Raw genomic sequence first — 19,910 nt, 5'->3', positions numbered from 1 at the left:
ACGTCGCGAGATTGCGATTGACCGTTTCGATGTGGCGCGACGCAGCATGAGGCAGGGGAACTCGAGTCAGGGTCGACCTTCGGCGAATCCCGAATCCCCAATCACGAATCCCGATCGAAAGCTACTCGCCGGACCTCAACAACTCATTGATACTCGTCTTCGCCCGCGTCTTCTCGTCGACCTGTTTGACGATCACCGCGCAGTACAGCGAGTGGCTGCCGTCCTTTGCCGGCAGCGAACCGGAAACCACGACACTGCCGGCGGGCACGCGACCGTAGCTGATCTCGCCGGTGGCGCGGTTGTAGATTCGGGTGCTCTGGCCGATGAACACGCCCATGCCGATCACCGAGCCGCGCTCGACGATCACGCCTTCGACGACTTCCGAACGCGCGCCGATAAAGCAGTCGTCCTCGATGATCGTCGGCGAAGCCTGCAGGGGCTCCAGCACGCCGCCGATGCCGGCACCGCCGCTGATGTGCACGCCGCGTCCGATCTGCGCGCAGCTGCCGACCGTCGCCCAGGTGTCGATCATGCAGCCATCGCCCACGTGGGCGCCGATGTTGACGAAGCTCGGCATCAGCACCACGTCGCGCCCGAGGTAGGCACCTCGGCGCACCACCGCACCGGGCACCACGCGCACGCCCTGTTCGGCCGCCCAGTTGCTCTCGCCGGTCTCGATGCTGCGCAGGGGCACCTTGTCCCAGGCCTGCAGCAGGCTGCCGGCCGGGTCGTGGGCCGGCTCGGGCATCAGCCGGTTGCCGCTGCAGCGGAAGGACAGCAGTACGGCTTTCTTGATCCACTCGTTGACCTGCCAGCCGCCACCGACCGGCTCCGCCACGCGCAGGCGACCCGCTTCGAGTTCGGCCAGCACGCGTTCGACGGCAGGGCGCGTGCTGCCATCGATCTCCTCCACGGTGAGGCTGGCGCGGCGCTCGAAGGCGCTTTCAATGAGGGGCCTCAGTTCAAGCATGGGCAGGCTGTCGTGCATTCGGCAAATCCTTGTCGGTGCTGTCCGTGAGTGCCTCGACCAAGGCAGCGCGCAGCGCCTCCAGCCGAGCGTCGTCGACGATGGCGCGATTGGCCTCGTCACTGATCTGAAAGAAGTCCTCGGCGCGCTCGCCGAAGGTGGCGATGCGCGCGTCGTGCAGGCGGATGCGGTGCGCACGCAGCACCGCGGCCGCTCTCGCGAGCAGGCCTGGACGGTCGGTGCACACCAGCATCATGCGGGTGCGGTCGTGCGTCGCGTCCTGGCTGAACTCGATCTGCACCGGGATGCGGAAATGCCGCAGCTGGCGCGGGATCATCCGGTTTGGTGGCGAGATCTCCTCGGGCATCTGCGCCAGCGCCTCGCGCAGCGTCGTCGCTACCGTGGCAGCTCGACGCTCCGGCGAGACGAAATCCATGCCCGCGTCCAGCACCTGGAAAGTGTCGAGGCTGAAGCCGGTGGTCGAAGTGACGATTCGCGCTTCGGCCACTGACAAACCCAGGCGGTCCAGGGTCGTCGCAGCTACCGCGAACAGGCCGTCACGGTCGGGCGAATAGACAAAAACTTCGAGCGCACCCGAGCGCGAATGAGGGCGCACCAACACCAGCGGCAGGTCCGGCTCGCCCGCCTGGGCGATGCCGCGGGTCTGCCAGGCGATCTGCTCGGGGCTATAGCGAAGGAAGCTCTCGTGGGGAAAGCCCGCCCAGACGCGATCGATGTCGGCCGCTTCGATGCCGGCGTCCAGCAGGCGCTCACGTGCGACCGCGCGCGTTTCCTGAATGCGCTCGTCGGCATAGACACGGTTCTCCAGCCCGCGTCGCAGGGCGAAGCGCGTGGCGCCATGCAGGTCGGCCAGCAGGCGATCCTTCCAGGCATTCCACAGCTTCGGGCTGGTGCCGGCGATGTCGGCGACGGTCAACAGGTAGAGATAGTCGAGGCGCTCGCGCTCGCCGACGATGCCGGCGAATCGGGCAATGACCTCGGGGTCGGAGATGTCCTGGCGCTGGGCGGTGACCGACATGGTCAGGTGCTCGCGCACCAGCCAGGCCACGAGATCGGCGTCCGCGGTGGACAGGCCATGAGCCAGGCAGAACTCGATGGCATCCTCGGCGCCCAGCTTGGAGTGGTCGCCGCCTCGGCCCTTGGCGATGTCGTGGAACAGCGCGCCGAGCAGCAGCAGCTCGGGCTTGCGCAGACGAGGCCACAGGTCGTGCGCCAGGGCGAAGCGCTGCTTGGAGTCCTCGGAAGCGAAGCTCTCGATGTTCTTCAGTACGGTCAGCGTGTGCTGGTCGACCGTGTAGACATGGAAGAGGTCGTACTGCATGCGCCCCGAAACGTTGCCGAAGGCCGGCAGGTAGCGGGCCAGTACGCCCAGCTGCCACATCCGGGTCAGCGTCATCACCGGCTGCGGCCCGCGCAGCAGGCGCATGAAGGCAGCGCGAGACTCGGCGCGCTCGCGGAAGCCCTCGTCGATCAGCGGCAGGGCCTCGCCCAGCGCCCGCGCCGTGCTGGAATGCAGGCCGCGGATCGAGGGATTGCCCGCCCAGACGCGGAAAAGCTCCAGCACCTTCAGTGGCTCGCGCTGGAAAGCCTTGGCATCGAGGAGGCGCAGGTAGCCGGCGCCAACCGCGAAGTCCTCGTCCAGCGGCTCGATACCCGGCTCGCCGGTCAGCGATTCCTCGAAGCGCTGCAGCAGCCGGCCGTTCAACCTCAACACGACGGCAGCGCTGCGGAAATAGCCCTGCATCAGCTGCTCGACCGCGAGATTGTCGGCAGCCTGGTCCTTGAAGCCGAGACGCGCCGCCAGCGGCCGCTGGAAGTCGAACAGCAGGCGCTCCTCGCGCCGCCCGGCGACCAGATGCAGACCGAAGCGCAGATGCGAGAGCGCGCGACGCTCGCGCTCGAAGGCGATGAGTTCATCGCCGCCGATCGCGCCGAGCGGCTTCAGCTCGGAGACCTCGCGCACGCCGTAGATGCGCTGCGCCATCCACGACAGCGTGTGCAGGTCACGCAGGCCGCCGGGGCCCTCCTTGAGATTGGGCTCGAGGTTGTAGGCGGTATCGTTGTAGCGGGCATGACGCGCGCGCTGTTCGGCGCGCTTGGCTTCGAAGAACGCGTCCGGCGTCCAGAAGCCCTCGCTGCGCACGCTGCGGGCCAGCCGCTGGCCAGGCTTGGGGTCACCGCAGATCGGCCGGAGCTCCAGCAAGGCGGTGGCGATGGTGGCGTCCTTGCGGTCTTCCTCGATGCACTCGTCCACCGAGCGCACCGCATGGCCGGGGGCAAGTCCTGCGTCCCAGAGGCGGGTCAGGAAGCGTTCGATGCACGGCTGCCGAACATCGTCGATAGGCACTTCGCAGAGCAACAGGATGTCGACGTCCGAGTGCGGGAAGAGTTCGGCGCGGCCGAATCCGCCCGTCGCCAGCAGGGCCAGACCCTGCGCGTCCCCGAAATCGCGGCGGAAGGCATCGCGCAGAACCGCATCGACCTGCTGGCTGCGGTCGGCCAGCAGGCCGTCGATGTCGGCGCCTCTGTCGAACGCCTCGGCGCGGCGGGCATCACCCGCGGCGACTTCGGCCTTGACCAAGGCCTGCCAGGCGGCATCTTCGATCGCTGCCGCAAGTCGCGCATCGAGTCCGGCCAGGGCGCCAGGCACGCTCACTTCGGCACGCGCCCCTTGTCACCCAGGGTCAGGACGTCGAAACCGGTCTCGGTCACCGCGATCATGTGCTCCCACTGCGCGGACAGCGAGCGATCCTTGGTGACCACGGTCCAGCCGTCCGGCATCAGTCGGGTGTGGCGGGCACCGGCATTGACCATGGGCTCGATGGTGAAGGTCATGCCGGGCTTCAGCACCACACCCGTGCCGGGCACGCCGTAGTGCAGCACCTGCGGATCCTCGTGATAGACCTGACCGATGCCGTGGCCGCAGTACTCGCGCACCACCGAGAAACGCTCGGATTCGACGTAGCTCTGGATGGCATGGCCGATGTCGCCCAGCGTGGCGCCGGGGCGCACCGCACGGATGCCGCGCCACATGGCCTCGAAGGTCACGTCAACCAGGCGCTTCGCCAGTACGGACGGCTCGCCGACGAAGTACATGCGACTGGTGTCGCCGTGCCAGCCGTCCTTGATGACGGTGACGTCGATATTGATGATGTCCCCGTCCTTCAGCACCTTGGACGGGCTGGGGATGCCGTGGCAGATGACGTTGTTGACCGAGGTGCAGATGGTCTTGGGGAAGCCGCGGTAGCCGACGTTGGCGGGGATGGTCCCCTGGACCTTCACGATGTGCTCGTTGCAGATGCGGTCGAGCTCCTCGGTGCTGACGCCGGGCTTGACGTGCGGGGTGATGATGTCGAGCACTTCCGCGGCCAGCCGTCCGGCCTCGCGCATGCACTCGATCTGATCAGGGGTTTTCAGGGTGATGGCCATGCGCACGATTATCGGCCAGCGCGGCCTGCCGGGGAAACCGCCATTCGGACTGCAGCCGCCGATCCCTGCCTGCGCGGCCTGCGCGCGCGGATTTGCGCATGGAGCCCAGCCGGGCTATGCTTCCGCGGCTTTGTGGACGCCGCGCGCGTCCATGGACACGCCCACGCCGGGCGTCACCGGCGAATTCACACACAGGTCGCACCCCGTCCAGCGGGGTCCTGCAAGGCTCGAAAAGCCTGGCAGGCGCTGGATGCGAGCCCTGTGGAGGACCAACCCCGGAGCCTGCGCCTTGACCCGCGCTCGAGCTCATTTCTTTCTCAGGAGCATCCCATGCCCCAGGTCACCATGCGTCAGATGCTGGAAGCCGGCGTCCATTTCGGCCACCAGACCCGTTACTGGAACCCCAAGATGGGTCCGTACATCTTCGGCGCCCGCGGCAAGATCCACATCATCAACCTCGAGAAGACGGTTCCGCTGTTCACCGACGCGATGAACTTCCTCTCCGGCCTGGCGCAGAAGCGCGGCACCATCCTGTTCGTCGGCACCAAGCGCTCCGCGCGCGAGGCGGTCCGTGAGGAAGCCAGCCGCTGCGGTCAGCCCTTCGTCGCCCAGCGCTGGCTGGGCGGCATGTTGACCAACTTCCGCACCGTCAAGGGCTCGATCGCCCGCCTGAAGGAGCTGGAAGCCGCTGCCACCGACGGCACCTTCGAGAAGCTGGTCAAGCACGAAGTGCTGCAGCTGCAGCGCGAAGCCGAGAAGCTCGAGGCCTCGCTGGGCGGCATCAAGAACATGAACGGCCTGCCGGACGCCCTGTTCGTGATCGACATCGGTCACGAGAACATCGCCGTGCAGGAAGCGAAGAAGCTGGGCATCCCGGTCGTTGCCGTGGTCGATACCAACTACGACCCGAGCCTGGTCGACTACCCGATTCCGGGCAATGACGACGCCATCCGTGCGGTGCAGCTGTACGCCCGCGCCGCTGCCGACGCCGTGCTGGAAGGCCGCGCAGCCGCCCCGCAGTCCGCCCGCATGGACGACGAGTTTGTTGAGCTGGACGCCGAGGGCAATCCGGTCGCCAAGGAAGACGGCGAGCGCAAGCCGGCCCCGCGTCGCCCGGCTCCGGGCAACAAGCGCCCCGGCGGCCGTCGCGGCGAGTAAGTCTTCGCCATGAACCCCGCGCCCGGCGCGGGGTTCATGCGCCAGCCATGCGGCGGTGTCACCCTGCCCGCTTCGGCGTGAATCGAATCCCAAGGCGGCGCGCAGCGCGCTGCCGCCCTTTCTCCCTCTTCAAGGAATGCCCATGGAAATCACTGCCAGCCTGGTGAAGGAACTGCGCGAGCGCTCCGGCGCCGGCATGATGGAGTGCAAGAAGGCCCTGGCCGAGAACGGTGGCGACATCGAAGCGGCCATGGAGCACCTGCGCAAGACCGGCCTTGCGAAGGCCGACAAGAAGGCCGACCGCGTCGCTGCTGAAGGCCGCATCGGCTTCGCCCAGGACGGCGGCAAGGCCGTGCTCGTCGAAGTCAACTGCGAAACCGATTTCGTTGGCAAGGACGAGAACTTCCTGAAGTTCGTCGACGCCGTCGCCCAGGCCGCGCTGGCCGCAGGTGCCGCCGACGCCGAAGCCCTGAAGACCGCCAAGCTGGCTTCCGGCGAAACCGTCGAAGAAGCCCGCGCCGCGCTGATCGCCAAGGTCGGCGAGAACGTGCAGGTGCGTCGTCTGGTGCGCTTCGACACCGACAACAACGTCGCTGCCTACATCCACGGTGGCCGCATCGGCGTGCTGGTCGAGCTGAAGGGCGGCGACGCCGAGCTGGCCCGCGGCATCGCCATGCACGTGGCGGCGATGAACCCGCCCTACAACAAGGCGGCGGACGTGCCGGCCGACTTCCTGGCCAAGGAAAAGGAAATCGAGCTGGCCAAGATGTCCGACAAGGACCGCGCAAAGCCGGCCGAGATCCTCGAGAAGATCATCAGCGGCAAGGTCAACCGCATCATCAACGAAGTGACCCTGTACGGTCAGCCCTTCGTGATCAACACCGACCAGTCGGTCGAGGCCGCAGTCAAGGCTGCCGGCGCCGACGTCGTGCGCTTCCAGCGCCTGGTCGTGGGCGAAGGCATCGAGAAGGTCGCCGAGGACTATGCGGCGGAAGTCGCGAAGATCGCTGGCGGCGGCTGAGCCTAGCTGCAGAGCGTTCTGCACGCAGCGGGGCGCGGCGCGAGCCGCGCCCCGCTGCGTTTGCGGCCCGGCTCCGGGCCCGTCGCGCCATCGCGTGGCATAATTCACGCGCCTCGGGCTTGGCCTGGGCGTCCGTCCGTTCCCCTGGAGTCCGCGATGTCGATCGCTATCCGCGACGTCGGCGAGCACGATCTTGATTCCGTGCTGGCGCTCAACAACAGCGCCGGCCAGGCGATCCTCCCGCTGGATGCCGAGCGCGTCCGCTTCTTCATGAATCACGCAGATTATTTCCGGGTTGCCGAGGTGGACGGCCAAGTGGCTGGCTTCCTCATCGCCCTGCGCCCCGGCACGCCCTACGCGAGCTCGAACTACCGCTGGTTCTGCGAACATTACCCGGACTTCCTCTACATCGACCGCATCGTGGTCGCCGGCTCTCGCCGCGGCTCGGGTCTCGGCAAGATCTTCTATGCCGACGTCACCAGCTATGCCGAGGTGCGCGTGCCAGTCCTGGCCTGCGAAGTGTTTCTGGAGCCGCGCAACGATGCCGCCCTGATCTTCCACGGCACCTATGGCTTCCGCGAGGTCGGCCAGCACCGCATGGAAGAGGCCGGCCGCCAAGTCAGCCTGCTGGTCAAGGACCTGCCAAGCTTCGAGTACGTGCAGACCGCCTATCTCGCGCAGGGCGGCCTGCCCGACGTCGACTGGCTGCACAGCCGGCTGCAGCCGCAGAACCCGCCCGCACGCGCCACCGGCACCTGAGCCCCGATGAGCCAAATCCCCAGTTTCGAACAGGCCGGCGAACTCAAGATTGGCCAGGTCGGCATCGCCAACCTGCGCGTTCGCGAACTCGATGTCGCCAAGCTGGTTGCCGAGATGCGCGAACGCGTCGAGCGCGCACCCAAGCTGTTCGGGCGCGCCGCTGTGATCGTCGACTTCGGCTCACTCAGTCGCTGCCCTGGCGAGGACGAAGCCGGCCGCCTTATCGAGGGCCTGCGCGGGGCCGGCGTCCTGCCCGTGGGCCTGGCCTTCGGCACCCGCGAGATCGATGCCCTGGCCGAGCGCTTGGGCCTACCGCTGCTGGCCAAGTTCCGCGCCCAGTACGAGCCTCTCGGGGGCGCTGAACCTGCCCTCGAACCGGAGCCTGCACCGGGTCGTCGCCGCAGCGAGCGCGCTCCGGAGCCGGCGCCCGCTCCAGTCGCGGCCGCGTCGCCCCCGCCGGCCAGCACCGGGCAGATGCAGATCCAGCCCGTGCGCTCCGGCCAGCAGGTCTATGCCCAGGGCCGCGATCTCACCGTCTGCGCCATGGTCGGCAACGGCGCCGAAGTCATCGCCGACGGCAGCATCCACATCTACGGCAGCCTGCGCGGACGCGCCTTGGCCGGTGCCCGGGGCGACGTCAACGCGCGCATCTTCTGCCGCGAATTCAATGCCGAACTGGTGGCGATCGCCGGCCAGTACCGCGTGCTTGAATCCATCCCCGCCGAGCTGCGCGGCAAACCCGTGCAGGTCTGGCTTGAAAACGACAAACTGCAGATCGCGGCGATGGCCTGAACGCCACTTGCCCCCTTCCTGAAGCAACAGCGCAGCGAATTACGGAGAACGTGCCTTGGCAGAGATCATCGTCGTCACCTCGGGCAAGGGTGGAGTGGGCAAGACCACCAGCAGCGCCAGCATCGCGGTCGGCCTCGCCAAGCAGGGCAAGAAGGTCGCAGTGATCGACTTCGATGTCGGCCTGCGCAACCTCGACCTGATCATGGGCTGCGAGCGCCGCGTGGTGTACGACTTCGTCAACGTCATCCACGGCGAGGCCACGCTCAAGCAGGCGCTCATCAAGGACAAGCGCTACGACAACCTGCACGTGCTTGCGGCATCGCAGACCCGCGACAAGGACGCCCTCAACAAAGAAGGCGTCGAGAAGGTCCTGAACGAGCTGGCCGAGGACGGTTTCGACATCATCCTGTGCGACAGCCCGGCTGGCATCGAGAAAGGCGCGTTCCTCGCCATGTATTTCGCCGACCGCGCGATCGTGGTGGTCAACCCGGAAGTCAGCTCGGTGCGTGATTCCGATCGCATCCTCGGCCTGCTTGCCAGCAAGACGCGTCGGGCCGAGCGCGGTGAGCGCGTCGCCGAGCATCTCCTGCTGACCCGCTACAACCCGAAGCGCGTCGAAGCCGGCGAGATGATGAGCATCGCCGACGTCGAGGAAGTGCTGGGCATCAAGGCGATCGGCGTGATCCCGGAGAGCCCGGATGTTCTGTCTTCGTCCAACAAGGGCGAACCGGTGATCCTTGACGAGGCCTCACCGGCGGGCCAGGCCTATAGCGATGCCGTCGCCCGAATCCTCGGCGACTCTCGCCCCATGCGCTTCACCCAGGTCGAGAAGAAGGGCCTGCTGCAGAAACTGTTCGGGGGCTGAGCCAGGCCATGGGCATCTTCGACTTCCTGAAATCCAAGCCCAAGGCGACGGCGAACATCGCCAAGGAACGCCTGCGCATCATCGTCGCCCAGGAGCGCAGCAACCGCGGCGGACCCGACTACCTGCCCCTGCTCCGCCGCGAGCTGCTGGAGGTGATCCGCAAGTACGTCAACGTTGACGCTGATGCGGTCAAGGTTGACCTGCAGAAGGACGGCGAGCACGACGTGCTGGACATCTCCGTCGCCCTGCCCGAAGGCGAGGGTCGCCCGCGCGGAGACTAGGCACGTGAGCGCCATGGAGCAGGACGTCCTGCGATTGGGCGCCCTGGGCGTTGAAGCCCCTGCCCGTCTGCTCTCGGAGTTCGGGCTGGAGCTCGTGCTCGTTGCCGCGGATGAGGCCATCCCAGGCAGCTACTGGGGCGAATGCGAGGCCGGCGTCATCGGCAGCCGCGTCTTTGCGCGCGCGGACACGCCCGTGCACTCGCTGCTGCACGAGGCCTGCCATCTGATCGTGCTGCCGCCCGAGCGCCGCGCCCAGGTGCATACCGATGCCACCGATTCAATCGATGAAGAAGACGCGACCTGCTACCTGCAGATCGTGCTCGCGGACCGCTTGCCAGGCGTCGGTCGTGATCGACTGATGCGCGACATGGACGCCTGGGGCTACAGCTTCAGGCTCGGTTCGACGCAGGCCTGGTTCGAGCAGGATGCCGACAACGCGCGGCTCTGGCTCGAAGCGCGCGGCCTGCTTCCCGCACCGCCCATCCAGGGCGAGCCCTGCGCCGCCTGAGCCCGAGCGCTTTCCCTGCGCCGGCGTATCGAAAGTCCCGGTTGGCCTGCGCGCCCCAGCGGTTGATAATCCGGGGGCTCTGCCGCGGCATCCGGCCGCGGCGCATCCCCAGGAGATCCCCCATGTCGAATTCCGTCGTGATCGTCGGCGCCAAGCGCACGGCCATCGGTTCGTTCCAGGGCCAGTTCACCGGCGTACCCACGCCGACATTGGGCGCCGCCGCGATCTCGGCCGCGCTGGCCCAGGCCGGTGTCGCCGGTGACGCCGTCTCCGAAGTGATCATGGGCTGCGTGCTGCCAGCCAATCTCGGCCAGGCACCCGCCCGCCAGGCTTCGATCGCGGCTGGCCTGCCGCTGTCGGCCGGCGCGACCACGATCAACAAGGTCTGCGGATCGGGCATGAAGGCGATCATGCTGGGCCACGATCTGATCAAGGCCGGCTCGGCCTCGGTCGTGGTCTCGGGCGGCATGGAGTCGATGACCAATGCCCCGCACATGGTCGCGGCCCGCGCCGGCATCCGCTACGGCGACGGCAAGCTGGTCGACCACATGGCCTGGGACGGCCTGACCGACCCTTACAAGGGCCAGGCCATGGGCGTGTTCGGCGAGGCCTGCGCCGACAAGTACACGTTCACCCGCGAAGCCCAGGATGCCTTCGCCATCGAGTCGGTCAACCGCGCCATGGCAGCCCAGAGCTCGGGCGCCTTCAAGGCCGAGATCGCGCCGGTCACCGTGGCCGGCCGCAAGGGCGACGTGCAGATCGACAGCGATGAAGAACCCGCACGCTGCGATGTGACCAAGATCCCCGGTCTGCGCGCGGCCTTCCGCAAGGAGAACGGCACGATTACTGCCGCCAGCGCCTCGAAGATCAGCGACGGCGCGGCCGCGCTGGTGCTGATGGGCGAGGACGCCGCCAAGGCCGCCGGTGCCGCGCCGATCGCGCGCATCGTCGGCCACGCCACCCATTCGCAGGCGCCGGAGTGGTTCACCACCGCGCCGGTGGGCGCGATGGACAAGCTCATGAAGCAACTCGGCTGGACCGTCGCCGACGTCGATCTGTTCGAGATCAACGAGGCTTTCGCTGTGGTGACCATGGCGGCCATGGCGGATCTGTCCATCCCGCACGAAAAGGTCAACGTCAACGGCGGCGCCTGCGCACTCGGCCACCCGATCGGCGCCTCCGGCGCGCGCGTCGTGGTCACCCTGATCCACGCGCTGCAGGCGCGCGGCAAGAAGCGCGGCATCGCCAGCCTGTGCATCGGCGGCGGTGAGGCCACCGCGCTGGCCATCGAACTGGTCTGAGGCCGCCCCGGACGCCCGGCTCGACGCCGGGCGTCCTGATTTCGCGACCGCCCACGCCGCAGTACCCGCAACGCGTCCGCGCCAGCCAGCGGAACGCCCAGGACCTTCGCCCCCGATGCCTGTTCTGCACTCACAGATCGATCCGCGCTCGCCCGAATTCGCGGACAATGCCGCCCACCTGAAAGCCCTGGTCGCCGACCTGCGCGCCCAGCTTGATCGCGTCGCGCTGGGCGGCGGCGACAAGGCCCGCGAGAAGCACGTGGCCCGCGGCAAGTTGCTGCCGCGCGAGCGGGTCGATGCCCTGCTCGATCCGGGCTCGCCTTTTCTCGAGATCGCGCCCCAGGCCGCGCACGGCATGTACGAGGACCAGGCGCCCGGCGCCGGGCTTGTCGCCGGCATCGGTCGCGTGCACGGCGACGAGGTCATGGTGCTGGCCAACGACGCCACGGTGAAGGGCGGCACCTACTTCCCGATGACGGTCAAGAAGCACCTGCGCGCGCAGGAGATCGCCCGCGAGAACCGCCTGCCCTGCGTCTATCTGGTCGACTCGGGCGGCGCGTTCCTGCCGCTGCAGGACGAGGTGTTTCCCGACAAGGAGCACTTCGGCCGGATCTTCTACAACCAGGCCCGACTCTCGGCCGAGAACATCCCGCAGATCGCGGTGGTGATGGGCAGCTGCACGGCCGGTGGTGCCTATGTGCCGGCGATGTGCGACGAGTCGATCATCGTCAAGGAGCAGGGCACGATTTTCCTGGGCGGCCCGCCGCTGGTGAAGGCGGCGACCGGCGAAGTCGTGGATGCCGAATCGCTCGGCGGCGCCGAAGTGCATACCAGCGTCTCGGGTGTGGCCGACCACTTCGCCGAGAACGACCGCCACGCCCTGCAGATCGCCCGAGACATCCTGAAGCACCTGAACCGCAGCAAGCTGCCGCCCGTCGCGCTGCAGCCCGCGCGTGAGCCGAAGTACGCCACCGAGGAACTCTACGGCGTGGTGCCGCGAGACACCCGCAGGCCCTTCGACATCCGCGAAGTGATCGCGCGCCTGGTCGACGGCTCGGAGTTCCAGGAGTTCAAGGCCCGCTACGGCAAGACCCTGGTCTGCGGCTTCGCCCACGTCTATGGCATGCCGGTCGGCATCGTCGCCAACAACGGCATCCTGTTCTCGGAGTCGGCGCTGAAGGGCGCGCACTTCATCGAGCTCTGCAACCAGCGCGGCATCCCGCTGGTGTTCCTGCAGAACATCACCGGCTTCATGGTCGGCAAGAAGTACGAGAACGCCGGCATCGCCAAAGACGGCGCCAAGATGGTCACGGCGGTCGCCTGCTCGTCGGTGCCGAAGTTCACCATCGTCATCGGTGGCAGCTTCGGCGCGGGCAACTACGCGATGTGCGGACGCGCCTACGGCGCGCGCTTTCTCTGGACCTGGCCGAATGCGCGGATTTCAGTCATGGGTGGCGAGCAGGCCGCCAGCGTGCTGGCCACCGTGCGCCGTGACGGCATCGAGGGCGCCGGCAAGCAGTGGAGTGCCGAGGACGAAGAGGCCTTCAAGGCGCCGATCCGCGAGCAGTACGAGCGCCAGGGCCACCCCTACTACGCCACCGCACGCCTGTGGGACGACGGCGTGATCGACCCCGCCGACACCCGCCGCGTGCTGGGCCTGGGCCTTGCCGCCAGCCTGAACGCCCCGATCGAGCCGCCGCGCTACGGCGTCTTCCGCATGTAACCGGGCCGGGGCAGCGTGCCTGCCCTGCCCTCACCAGGAACTCCCATGGCCAGCGAATCCCCTCTCAACGTGCGCACCGTGGCCGGTGTCGCCACGCTCACGCTCGACCGCCCGAAAATCCACAACGCCTTCGATGACCTGCTGATCGACGAACTCATCGACGCCCTGCGCGCGATCGAAGAGGACGAGGCTGTCCGCGTGGTCGTGCTGACCGGCGCCGGCGCTTCGTTCTCGGCCGGCGCCGATCTGAACTGGATGAAGCGGATGGCGCAGGCTTCCGAAAAGGAGAACCGCAAGGACGCACGCCAGCTGGCCAAGCTCATGCGGGTGCTGAACCACCTGGACAAGCCGACGATTGCCCGCGTCAACGGCGCCGCGCTCGGCGGTGGCGTCGGCCTGGTCGCCTGCTGCGACATCGCGATTGCCTCGATTGAGGCGCGTTTCGGGCTGACTGAAACCCGCCTCGGCCTGGTGCCGGCGGTGATCTCGCCCTATGTGATCGATGCCATCGGCGCCCGCCAAGCCCGGCGCCTCTTCCTCACCGCCCAGGTGTTCGACGCTGCCGAAGCCGCGCGTATCGGCCTGGTACACGCCGTGGTGCCGGCGGCTGAACTCGATGCGGCTGTCGACGCCGAAGTCGAGCGCCTCAAGACCGCCGGCCCGGTCGCTGTGCTCGAGGCCAAGCGTCTGGTCCAGCGCATCCAGCACCCCGATGGCAAGCACCGGCGCGCGCTCGACGAGGCTAACGCCGACCTGATCGCCGCGCTGCGCGTGTCCGATGAAGGTCAGGAAGGCCTCAAGGCCTTTTTCGAGCGCCGACCAGCCGGCTGGCTGGAGCACTGAGCGCGGCATGGGTCCTGCAAAGCTGAACCTCGCATGCCGGCATCGCCCCTCCGACGAAGGTATCCGTCTGAGCGGCGTTTAACCCGGTTTATACTTTGGAGTCCCTGAAAGCGCCCAGGCAGGCCTTTCCCTGCCCGCGCCCAAGGTCCGCATCGCCTCCCCTTCGCGCACACCGGCCAGGTCATCGTGAGCAGTCTGATCAAGCAGTTCAGCCAGTCGTCCCATATCGCCGGCGGCAACGCCGCCTTCGTCGAAGACCTGTACGAGACCTGGCTGGCGGATCCCGCTGCGGTCTCGCCGGAGTGGCGCAAGTACTTCGGCGAGTTGAAAGGGCGCGAGTCCGGCGATGTGCCGCATTCACTGGTGATGGCCGACATCATGCGCGCCGCCCGCGAAGCGGGGCGTGGCGTGATTGTCGCCGCCGACACCGACTCGCAGAAGCAGGCGGCGGTGCTGAAGATGGTGACCGCCTACCGCTCGCGCGGTCACCTCGGCGCCAATCTCGATCCGCTGGGCATGGCCGCCAAGCAGGCCGCGCCGGATCTCGACCTCGCCTTCCATGGCCTGTCGAAAGACGACCTCAACACCGAATTCAACACCGGCATGCCGTCCGGCCCGGCGCGGATGAAGCTGGCCGACCTGATGGCGCATCTGAAAGCCACCTACTGCGGCTCGATCGGCGCCGAGTTCATGCACATCGCCGAAGCCGAGCAGCGCCGCTGGATGTACGAGCGCCTCGAAGCCGTCGGCGACCACTTCCAGTTCGCGCCGGATCGCCGCAAGCGCGTGCTGGCCAAGCTGACCCAGGCCGAAGGCCTGGAGCGCTACCTGCACACCAAGTACGTCGGCCAGAAGCGCTTCTCGCTGGAAGGCGGCGAAAGCCTGATCCCGCTGATGGACGACCTGGTCCACCGCGCCGGCGGCGCCGACGTCAAGGAAATGGTCATCGGCATGGCCCATCGCGGCCGCCTCAACGTGCTGATCAACACGCTCGGCAAGCCCCCGCATCAGTTGTTCGCCGAATTCGAAGGCAAGCACGAAGGCCCGGTCGACGCCACCCGCTCCGGCGACGTGAAGTACCACATGGGCTTCTCCTCGGACGTGCGCACCGAGAAGGGCTCGATCCACCTGACGCTCGGTTTCAACCCCTCGCATCTGGAGATCATTGACCCGGTGATCGCCGGCAGCGTGCGCGCCCGCCAGACCCGCCGCGAGGACGCCGAGCGCAAGCAGGTGATTCCGGTGCTGATCCACGGCGATGCCGCGTTTGCCGGCCAGGGCGTGGTGATGGAGCTGCTGCAGATGTCGCAGGCCCGCGGCTTCGCGGTCGGCGGCACCGTGCACGTGGTGATCAACAACCAGGTCGGCTTCACCACCCATCGCATCGATGACGCGCGTTCTACCCTGTACTGCACCGACGTCGCCAAGATGGTGGGCGCGCCGATCCTGCACGTGAACGGCGACGATCCGGAAGCCGTGGTGTTCTGCGCCCAGCTGGCCTTCGACTTCCGCCAGCGTTTCAACAAGGACGTGGTGATCGACCTGATCTGCTACCGCCGCCACGGCCACAACGAAGCCGACGAGCCGGCGGCGACGCAGCCGCTCATGTACCAGAACATCCGCAGCCGCAAGTCGACCCGCGAGCTGTATGCCGATGCACTGGTCTCCGACGGCGTGATCAGCGCCGACGAGGCCAAGGCGCTCGTCGACAACTATCGCGACCTGCTGGACAAGAACGGCAATGCCGTCGAGCTGGCCGCCGGCGTGGTCGACAAGTTCGCCACCGACTGGACGCCGTACATCAATGGCGAGTTGTCGGACCCGGCTGAGACCGGCGTGCTGCGCAAGTCGCTCGACAAGCTGGCCAAGAAGATCAACACCCTGCCGGAGGGCCTCAAGCTGCATCCGCGCGTCGCCAAGATCTACGAGGATCGCCTGAAGATGGCAGCCGGCGAGCTGGCCATGGACTGGGGCTTCGCCGAGAACCTGGCCTACGCCACCCTGCTGGAGGAAGGCTACAAGCTGCGTCTGGTCGGCCAAGATGCCAACCGTGGCACCTTCTTCCATCGCCACGCGGCCCTGCACGACCAGAACACTGGCGAGACTTACCTGCCGCTGCGCGAGCTGGTGAAGAATCCGCAGCACGTCACCATCATCGACTCGCTGCTGAGCGAAGAAGCGGTGATGGCCTTCGAATACGGCTTCGCCACCGCCGACCCGACCACGCTGACCATCTGGGAAGGCCAGTTCGGCGACTTCGCCAACGGCGCGCAGGTGGTGATCGACCAGTTCATCAGCTCGGGCGAGGCCAAGTGGGGTCGCCTCTGCGGGCTGGCCCTGTTCCTGCCGCACGGCTACGAAGGCCAGGGCCCGGAGCACAGCTCGGCGCGCCTGGAGCGATTCCTGCAGCTGTGCGCGCTGAACAACATCCAGGTCTGCGCACCGACCACCCCGGCGCAGATGTTCCATATGATTCGCCGCCAGATGAAGCGCCGCGCGCGCAAGCCGCTGGTGGTGATGACGCCGAAGTCCATGCTGCGCCACAAGCTGTCGGTATCGACGCTGGAAGATCTGGCCTCCGGCGGCTTCCAGAACCTGATCCCCGACGGCCTCGTCAAGGACGCCAAGAAGGCCTCACGCGTGGTGGTGTGCTCGGGCAAGGTCTATTACGACCTGCTCGAAGAACACGAGAAGCGCGGCCTGAAGGACGTCGCCATCGTTCGCGTCGAGCAGCTCTATCCCTTCCCGCGCGAACTGCTGACCCACGAGCTGAAGCGCTTCGCCAAGGCCAAGGACGTGGTCTGGTGCCAGGAAGAGCCGCAGAACCAGGGCGCCTGGTACCAGATCCAGCACCACCTGCGCTTCTGCCTGCAGTCCGGTCAGCACCTGAGCTATGCCGGCCGTGCACGCTCGGCGGCCCCCGCCTGCGGCCACTACGCCACCCACGCCAAGGAGCAGGCCAAGCTGGTCGAGGACGCGCTCGTCGGCAAGCTGGGCGGCGACGAGCATCTGCCCGAATAATCTGCTGCAGCCTTCTTCGCGACATCCGATACGCCACATCCAACGCATTCGCCTCAAGGATCCGCCATGAGCATCGAAGTCAAAGTTCCTGTGCTGCCCGAATCGGTCAGCGACGCCGTCATCGCCACCTGGCACAAGAAGGCCGGTGACGCGGTCAAGCGCGACGAGAACCTGGTGGACCTGGAAACCGACAAGGTCGTGCTGGAAGTGCCGGCCACCGCCGACGGCGTGATCAAGGAAATCAAGTTCCAGGCTGGTGACACTGTCACCAGCCAGCAGGTCATCGCGATCATCGAGGAAGGCGCGGCCGCGCCGGCCAAGACCGAAGAGAAAAAGACCGAAGCCAAGGCTGAGGCGCCGAAGGCCGAGAAGGCCGAAGCCAAGCCGGCCGCCAAGAGCGCCGACGTCAGCGATCTGTCGCCCGCCGGCCGCCGCGTGGCCACGCAGGAAGGCATCGACCCGAAGGACGTCGAGGGCAGCGGCCGCGGCGGCCGCGTGACCAAGGAAGACCTGGTCAACCATCTGAACAAGGCCGGCGTCACTGCGGCCGGCGGCGCCCGCCCCGAACAGCGCGTGCCGATGACCCGCATCCGCACCCGCATCGCCGAGCGCCTGATGCAGTCGAAGAACTCGATCGCCATGCTGACCTCGTTCAACGAGGTCAACCTCGGCGAGGTCATGAAGATGCGCAAGGCCATGGGCGAGAGCTTCGAGAAGACCCACGGCATCAAGCTCGGCTTCATGAGCTTCTTCGCCAAGGCCGCGGCGAATGCGCTGCAGCGCCACCCGATCATCAATGCCTCGGTCGACGGCAACGACATCATCTATCACGGCTACGCCGACATCTCGGTGGCGGTCGCCACCGACAAGGGCCTGGTCACCCCGGTGCTGCGCAATGTCGAGTCGATGGGCTTCGCTGACGTCGAGGCCGCCATCGCCGGCTACGCCAAGAAGGCGCGCGACGGCAAGCTGGGCCTGGAAGACCTGCAGGGCGGCACCTTCACCATCACCAACGGCGGCACCTTCGGCTCGCTGATGTCGACGCCGATCGTCAACCCGCCGCAGTCGGCCATCCTCGGCATGCACGCCATCAAGGAGCGCCCGATCGCCGAGAACGGCCAGGTGGTGATCGCACCGATGATGTACATCGCGCTCAGCTACGACCACCGCATCATCGACGGCAAGGACGCGGTGCTGTTCCTGGTCGACATCAAGAACCAGCTGGAGAATCCGCATCGGATGCTGCTCGGCCTGTAAGGCCCAGCAGCATCCGACGGGATTCGGGATTCGGGATTCGGGATTCGCAAAAACTCGCGTTCCCCAACCGAATCGCAATGAAGGCAGAACCTGCAGGCTTCAACCTTGCGCCAACCTGCTTGTAGCGAATCCCGAATCCCCAATCCCGAATCCCTTGTGAGCAAATGAAATGAGCGAGCAGCAGCAATTCGATGTCGTCGTCATCGGCGGTGGCCCCGGCGGCTACGTGGCCGCGATCCGCGCCGCGCAGCTGGGCATGAAGGTCGCCTGCGTCGATGCCACCAAGGGCAAGGCCGACGGCAAGCTCGCGCTCGGCGGCACCTGCTTGAACGTGGGCTGCATCCCGTCGAAGGCGATGCTCGATTCCTCGCGCCAGTTCCACAACCTGACCCACATGTTCGCGGACCACGGCATCAGCGCCGACAACGCGAAGATCGACGTCAAGACGATGGTCGGCCGCAAGGACAAGATCGTCAAACAGTTCAACGGCGGCGTCGCCAGCCTGTTCAAGGCCAACAAGGTCACCGCCTTCCACGGCTTCGGCACCCTGCATGCCGGCAACGTGGTCAAGGTCAAGGCGCACGACGGCAACGACGTCGAGCTGAAGGCCACCAACGTCATCCTCGCCTCCGGCTCGACCTCGATCGAACTGCCGTTTGCCAAGTTCGATGGCAAGCACATCGTCGACAACGTCGGCGTGCTCGATTTCGAGGAAACCCCGAAGCGCCTCGGCGTGATCGGCGCCGGCGTGATCGGTCTCGAAATGGGCAGCGTGTGGAAGCGCCTCGGCGCCGAGGTCACCATCCTCGAAGCTCTGCCCGACTTCCTGGCCGCGGCCGATGCCGACATCGCCAAGGCCGCGCAACGCGAGTTCAAGAAGCAGGGCCTCGACATCAAGCTGGGCTGCAAGGTCTCGAAGGCCGAGGTCAAGAAGGGCGAAGTGCACCTGACCTACAACGACGGCAAGGAAGACCACCAGCTGGTCGTCGACAAGCTGCTGGTCGCGGTCGGCCGTCGTGCCGCCACCGCAGGTCTTCTGTCCGAGGACTGCGGCGTCAAGCTGACCGAGCGTGGCATGGTGCAGGTCGACGACCACTGCCACACCGGCGTCGACGGCGTCTGGGCGATCGGCGACTGCGTGCGCGGCCCCATGCTCGCCCACAAGGCCAGCGAGGAAGGCATCGCCGTGGCTGAAATGATCGCCGGCCTGCCCGGCCACGTGGACTTCAATACCGTGCCCTGGGTGATCTACACCGAGCCGGAGATCGCCTGGGTCGGCAAGACCGAGAAGGAACTCAAGGACGCCGGCGTGCCCTACAAGGTCGGCACCTTCCCCTTCGCCGCCATCGGCCGCGCCGTGGCGATGAACGAGACCGCCGGCATGGTCAAGGTGATCGCCCACGCGGAAACCGACCGCATTCTTGGCATGCACCTCTGCGGCGCCAACGTCAGCGAGCTGGTGCACGAAGGCGTGGTCGCCATGGAGTTCAAGGGCAGCGCCGAAGACCTGGCCCGCATCTGCCACGCCCACCCCACCCTGTCCGAAGCGGTGCACGAAGCCGCGCTGGCGGTGGACAAGCGGGCGATTCACAAGGCGAACTAAGGTTCGCCTGGGATTCGGGATTGGGGATTGGGGGATTCGTTGTTGAGGCCGCGCAAGCCCCGAATCTCGCCCTATGCTCCCGCGCCTGAGCCCCTCTCACCATGGAGCGGCTCAACACTGCGTGTCGGCTGCCGGTGGCAGCCGACCCTGCTGGGAGCCCGAACATAGCGAAGGTGTGCTTGGGGGAGAGCGTCCGGGCGGAGCGCAGCGCGCCAGACTCACGACAGTACTGCTCCTGATGTTCCTCTCCCCTGGAGGGAGAGGGGGGAACAATCTCGCGGCAAACACTCCTAATTTTCTCCTTGGAAGCCTCCGCTCCGCTGGGGCGCAGGCGGGCGCCGACTGCCACGGACAGGTGACA

Annotated in this window: 16 protein-coding genes; 13 read left to right on the top strand and 3 right to left on the bottom strand. The window is 67.0% G+C overall.

Annotated features, from left to right (window positions below; all coding sequences use genetic code 11):
- Positions 1 to 121 precede the first annotated feature (121 nt).
- From dapD to map, 3 genes are read right to left on the bottom strand one after another with little or no spacing between them, the layout of a single operon-like run.
- Positions 122 to 997 (bottom strand): 2,3,4,5-tetrahydropyridine-2,6-dicarboxylate N-succinyltransferase, encoded by an 876-nt coding sequence (gene dapD, locus BLP83_RS03485; RefSeq protein ID WP_342670432.1) that lies wholly within the window; start codon positions 995 to 997, stop codon positions 122 to 124.
- Positions 963 to 3,644 carry a [protein-PII] uridylyltransferase gene (gene glnD / locus BLP83_RS03480; RefSeq protein WP_091238865.1) on the bottom strand — a complete coding sequence of 894 codons (2,682 nt, stop codon included), beginning with the start codon at positions 3,642 to 3,644 and terminating at the stop codon, positions 963 to 965. The genes dapD and glnD overlap by 35 nt, the downstream gene beginning before the upstream one ends.
- Entirely contained in the window at positions 3,641 to 4,417 is a 777-nt protein-coding gene (gene map, locus BLP83_RS03475) for a type I methionyl aminopeptidase (protein WP_091238862.1), read from the bottom strand. Before map ends, glnD begins: the two co-directional genes overlap by 4 nt.
- Positions 4,418 to 4,747: 330 nt before the next feature.
- On the opposite strand from map, the gene rpsB reads away from it, so the two are divergent.
- From rpsB to lpdA, 13 genes are all read left to right on the top strand, one after another.
- Positions 4,748 to 5,575, top strand: a complete 828-nt coding sequence (gene rpsB, locus BLP83_RS03470; protein WP_091238858.1) for a 30S ribosomal protein S2 — start codon at positions 4,748 to 4,750, stop codon at positions 5,573 to 5,575.
- Between the two features lie 142 nt (positions 5,576 to 5,717).
- Complete coding sequence (gene tsf, locus BLP83_RS03465) at positions 5,718 to 6,596, top strand: translation elongation factor Ts (RefSeq protein WP_091238856.1); 879 nt, start codon at positions 5,718 to 5,720, stop codon at positions 6,594 to 6,596.
- 156 nt (positions 6,597 to 6,752) lie between these two features.
- Positions 6,753 to 7,355, top strand: a complete 603-nt coding sequence (locus BLP83_RS03460; RefSeq protein ID WP_091238853.1) for a GNAT family N-acetyltransferase — start codon at positions 6,753 to 6,755, stop codon at positions 7,353 to 7,355.
- Between the two features lie 6 nt (positions 7,356 to 7,361).
- The gene (gene minC, locus BLP83_RS03455; protein WP_091238851.1) at positions 7,362 to 8,147 is read left to right on the top strand and encodes a septum site-determining protein MinC; all 786 of its coding nucleotides are present in this window, start codon (positions 7,362 to 7,364) and stop codon (positions 8,145 to 8,147) included.
- 55 nt (positions 8,148 to 8,202) lie between these two features.
- Positions 8,203 to 9,012: a septum site-determining protein MinD gene (gene minD, locus BLP83_RS03450; RefSeq protein ID WP_091238848.1), complete on the top strand. Its 810-nt coding sequence runs from the start codon at positions 8,203 to 8,205 to the stop codon at positions 9,010 to 9,012.
- A gap of 8 nt (positions 9,013 to 9,020) precedes the next feature.
- A complete protein-coding gene (gene minE / locus BLP83_RS03445; protein ID WP_091238845.1) occupies positions 9,021 to 9,293 on the top strand; it encodes a cell division topological specificity factor MinE in 273 nt (90 codons plus the stop codon).
- 13 nt (positions 9,294 to 9,306) lie between these two features.
- Positions 9,307 to 9,801: a hypothetical protein gene (locus tag BLP83_RS03440; protein WP_091239454.1), complete on the top strand. Its 495-nt coding sequence runs from the start codon at positions 9,307 to 9,309 to the stop codon at positions 9,799 to 9,801.
- A 122-nt stretch (positions 9,802 to 9,923) separates the two neighbouring features.
- A complete protein-coding gene (locus BLP83_RS03435) occupies positions 9,924 to 11,102 on the top strand; it encodes an acetyl-CoA C-acyltransferase (RefSeq protein WP_091238842.1) in 1,179 nt (392 codons plus the stop codon).
- A gap of 115 nt (positions 11,103 to 11,217) precedes the next feature.
- Positions 11,218 to 12,825, top strand: coding sequence for a carboxyl transferase domain-containing protein (locus BLP83_RS03430; protein WP_091238839.1), 1,608 nt, complete (start codon positions 11,218 to 11,220; stop codon positions 12,823 to 12,825).
- Positions 12,826 to 12,870: 45 nt separating this feature from the next.
- Positions 12,871 to 13,668, top strand: a complete 798-nt coding sequence (locus BLP83_RS03425) for an enoyl-CoA hydratase-related protein (RefSeq protein WP_091238835.1) — start codon at positions 12,871 to 12,873, stop codon at positions 13,666 to 13,668.
- A gap of 186 nt (positions 13,669 to 13,854) precedes the next feature.
- Positions 13,855 to 16,689, top strand: coding sequence for a 2-oxoglutarate dehydrogenase E1 component (locus tag BLP83_RS03420; protein ID WP_091238832.1), 2,835 nt, complete (start codon positions 13,855 to 13,857; stop codon positions 16,687 to 16,689).
- 66 nt (positions 16,690 to 16,755) lie between these two features.
- Entirely contained in the window at positions 16,756 to 17,946 is a 1,191-nt protein-coding gene (gene sucB, locus BLP83_RS03415) for a dihydrolipoyllysine-residue succinyltransferase (RefSeq protein ID WP_091238829.1), read from the top strand.
- A gap of 169 nt (positions 17,947 to 18,115) precedes the next feature.
- Positions 18,116 to 19,549 carry a dihydrolipoyl dehydrogenase gene (gene lpdA, locus BLP83_RS03410; RefSeq protein ID WP_091238826.1) on the top strand — a complete coding sequence of 478 codons (1,434 nt, stop codon included), beginning with the start codon at positions 18,116 to 18,118 and terminating at the stop codon, positions 19,547 to 19,549.
- Positions 19,550 to 19,910 lie beyond the last annotated feature (361 nt).

The sequence above is a fragment of the Aquimonas voraii genome (genome assembly GCF_900101825.1).
Taxonomy (GTDB): domain Bacteria; phylum Pseudomonadota; class Gammaproteobacteria; order Xanthomonadales; family Xanthomonadaceae; genus Aquimonas; species Aquimonas voraii.
This window is presented reverse-complemented; position numbering and strand designations above follow the sequence as displayed.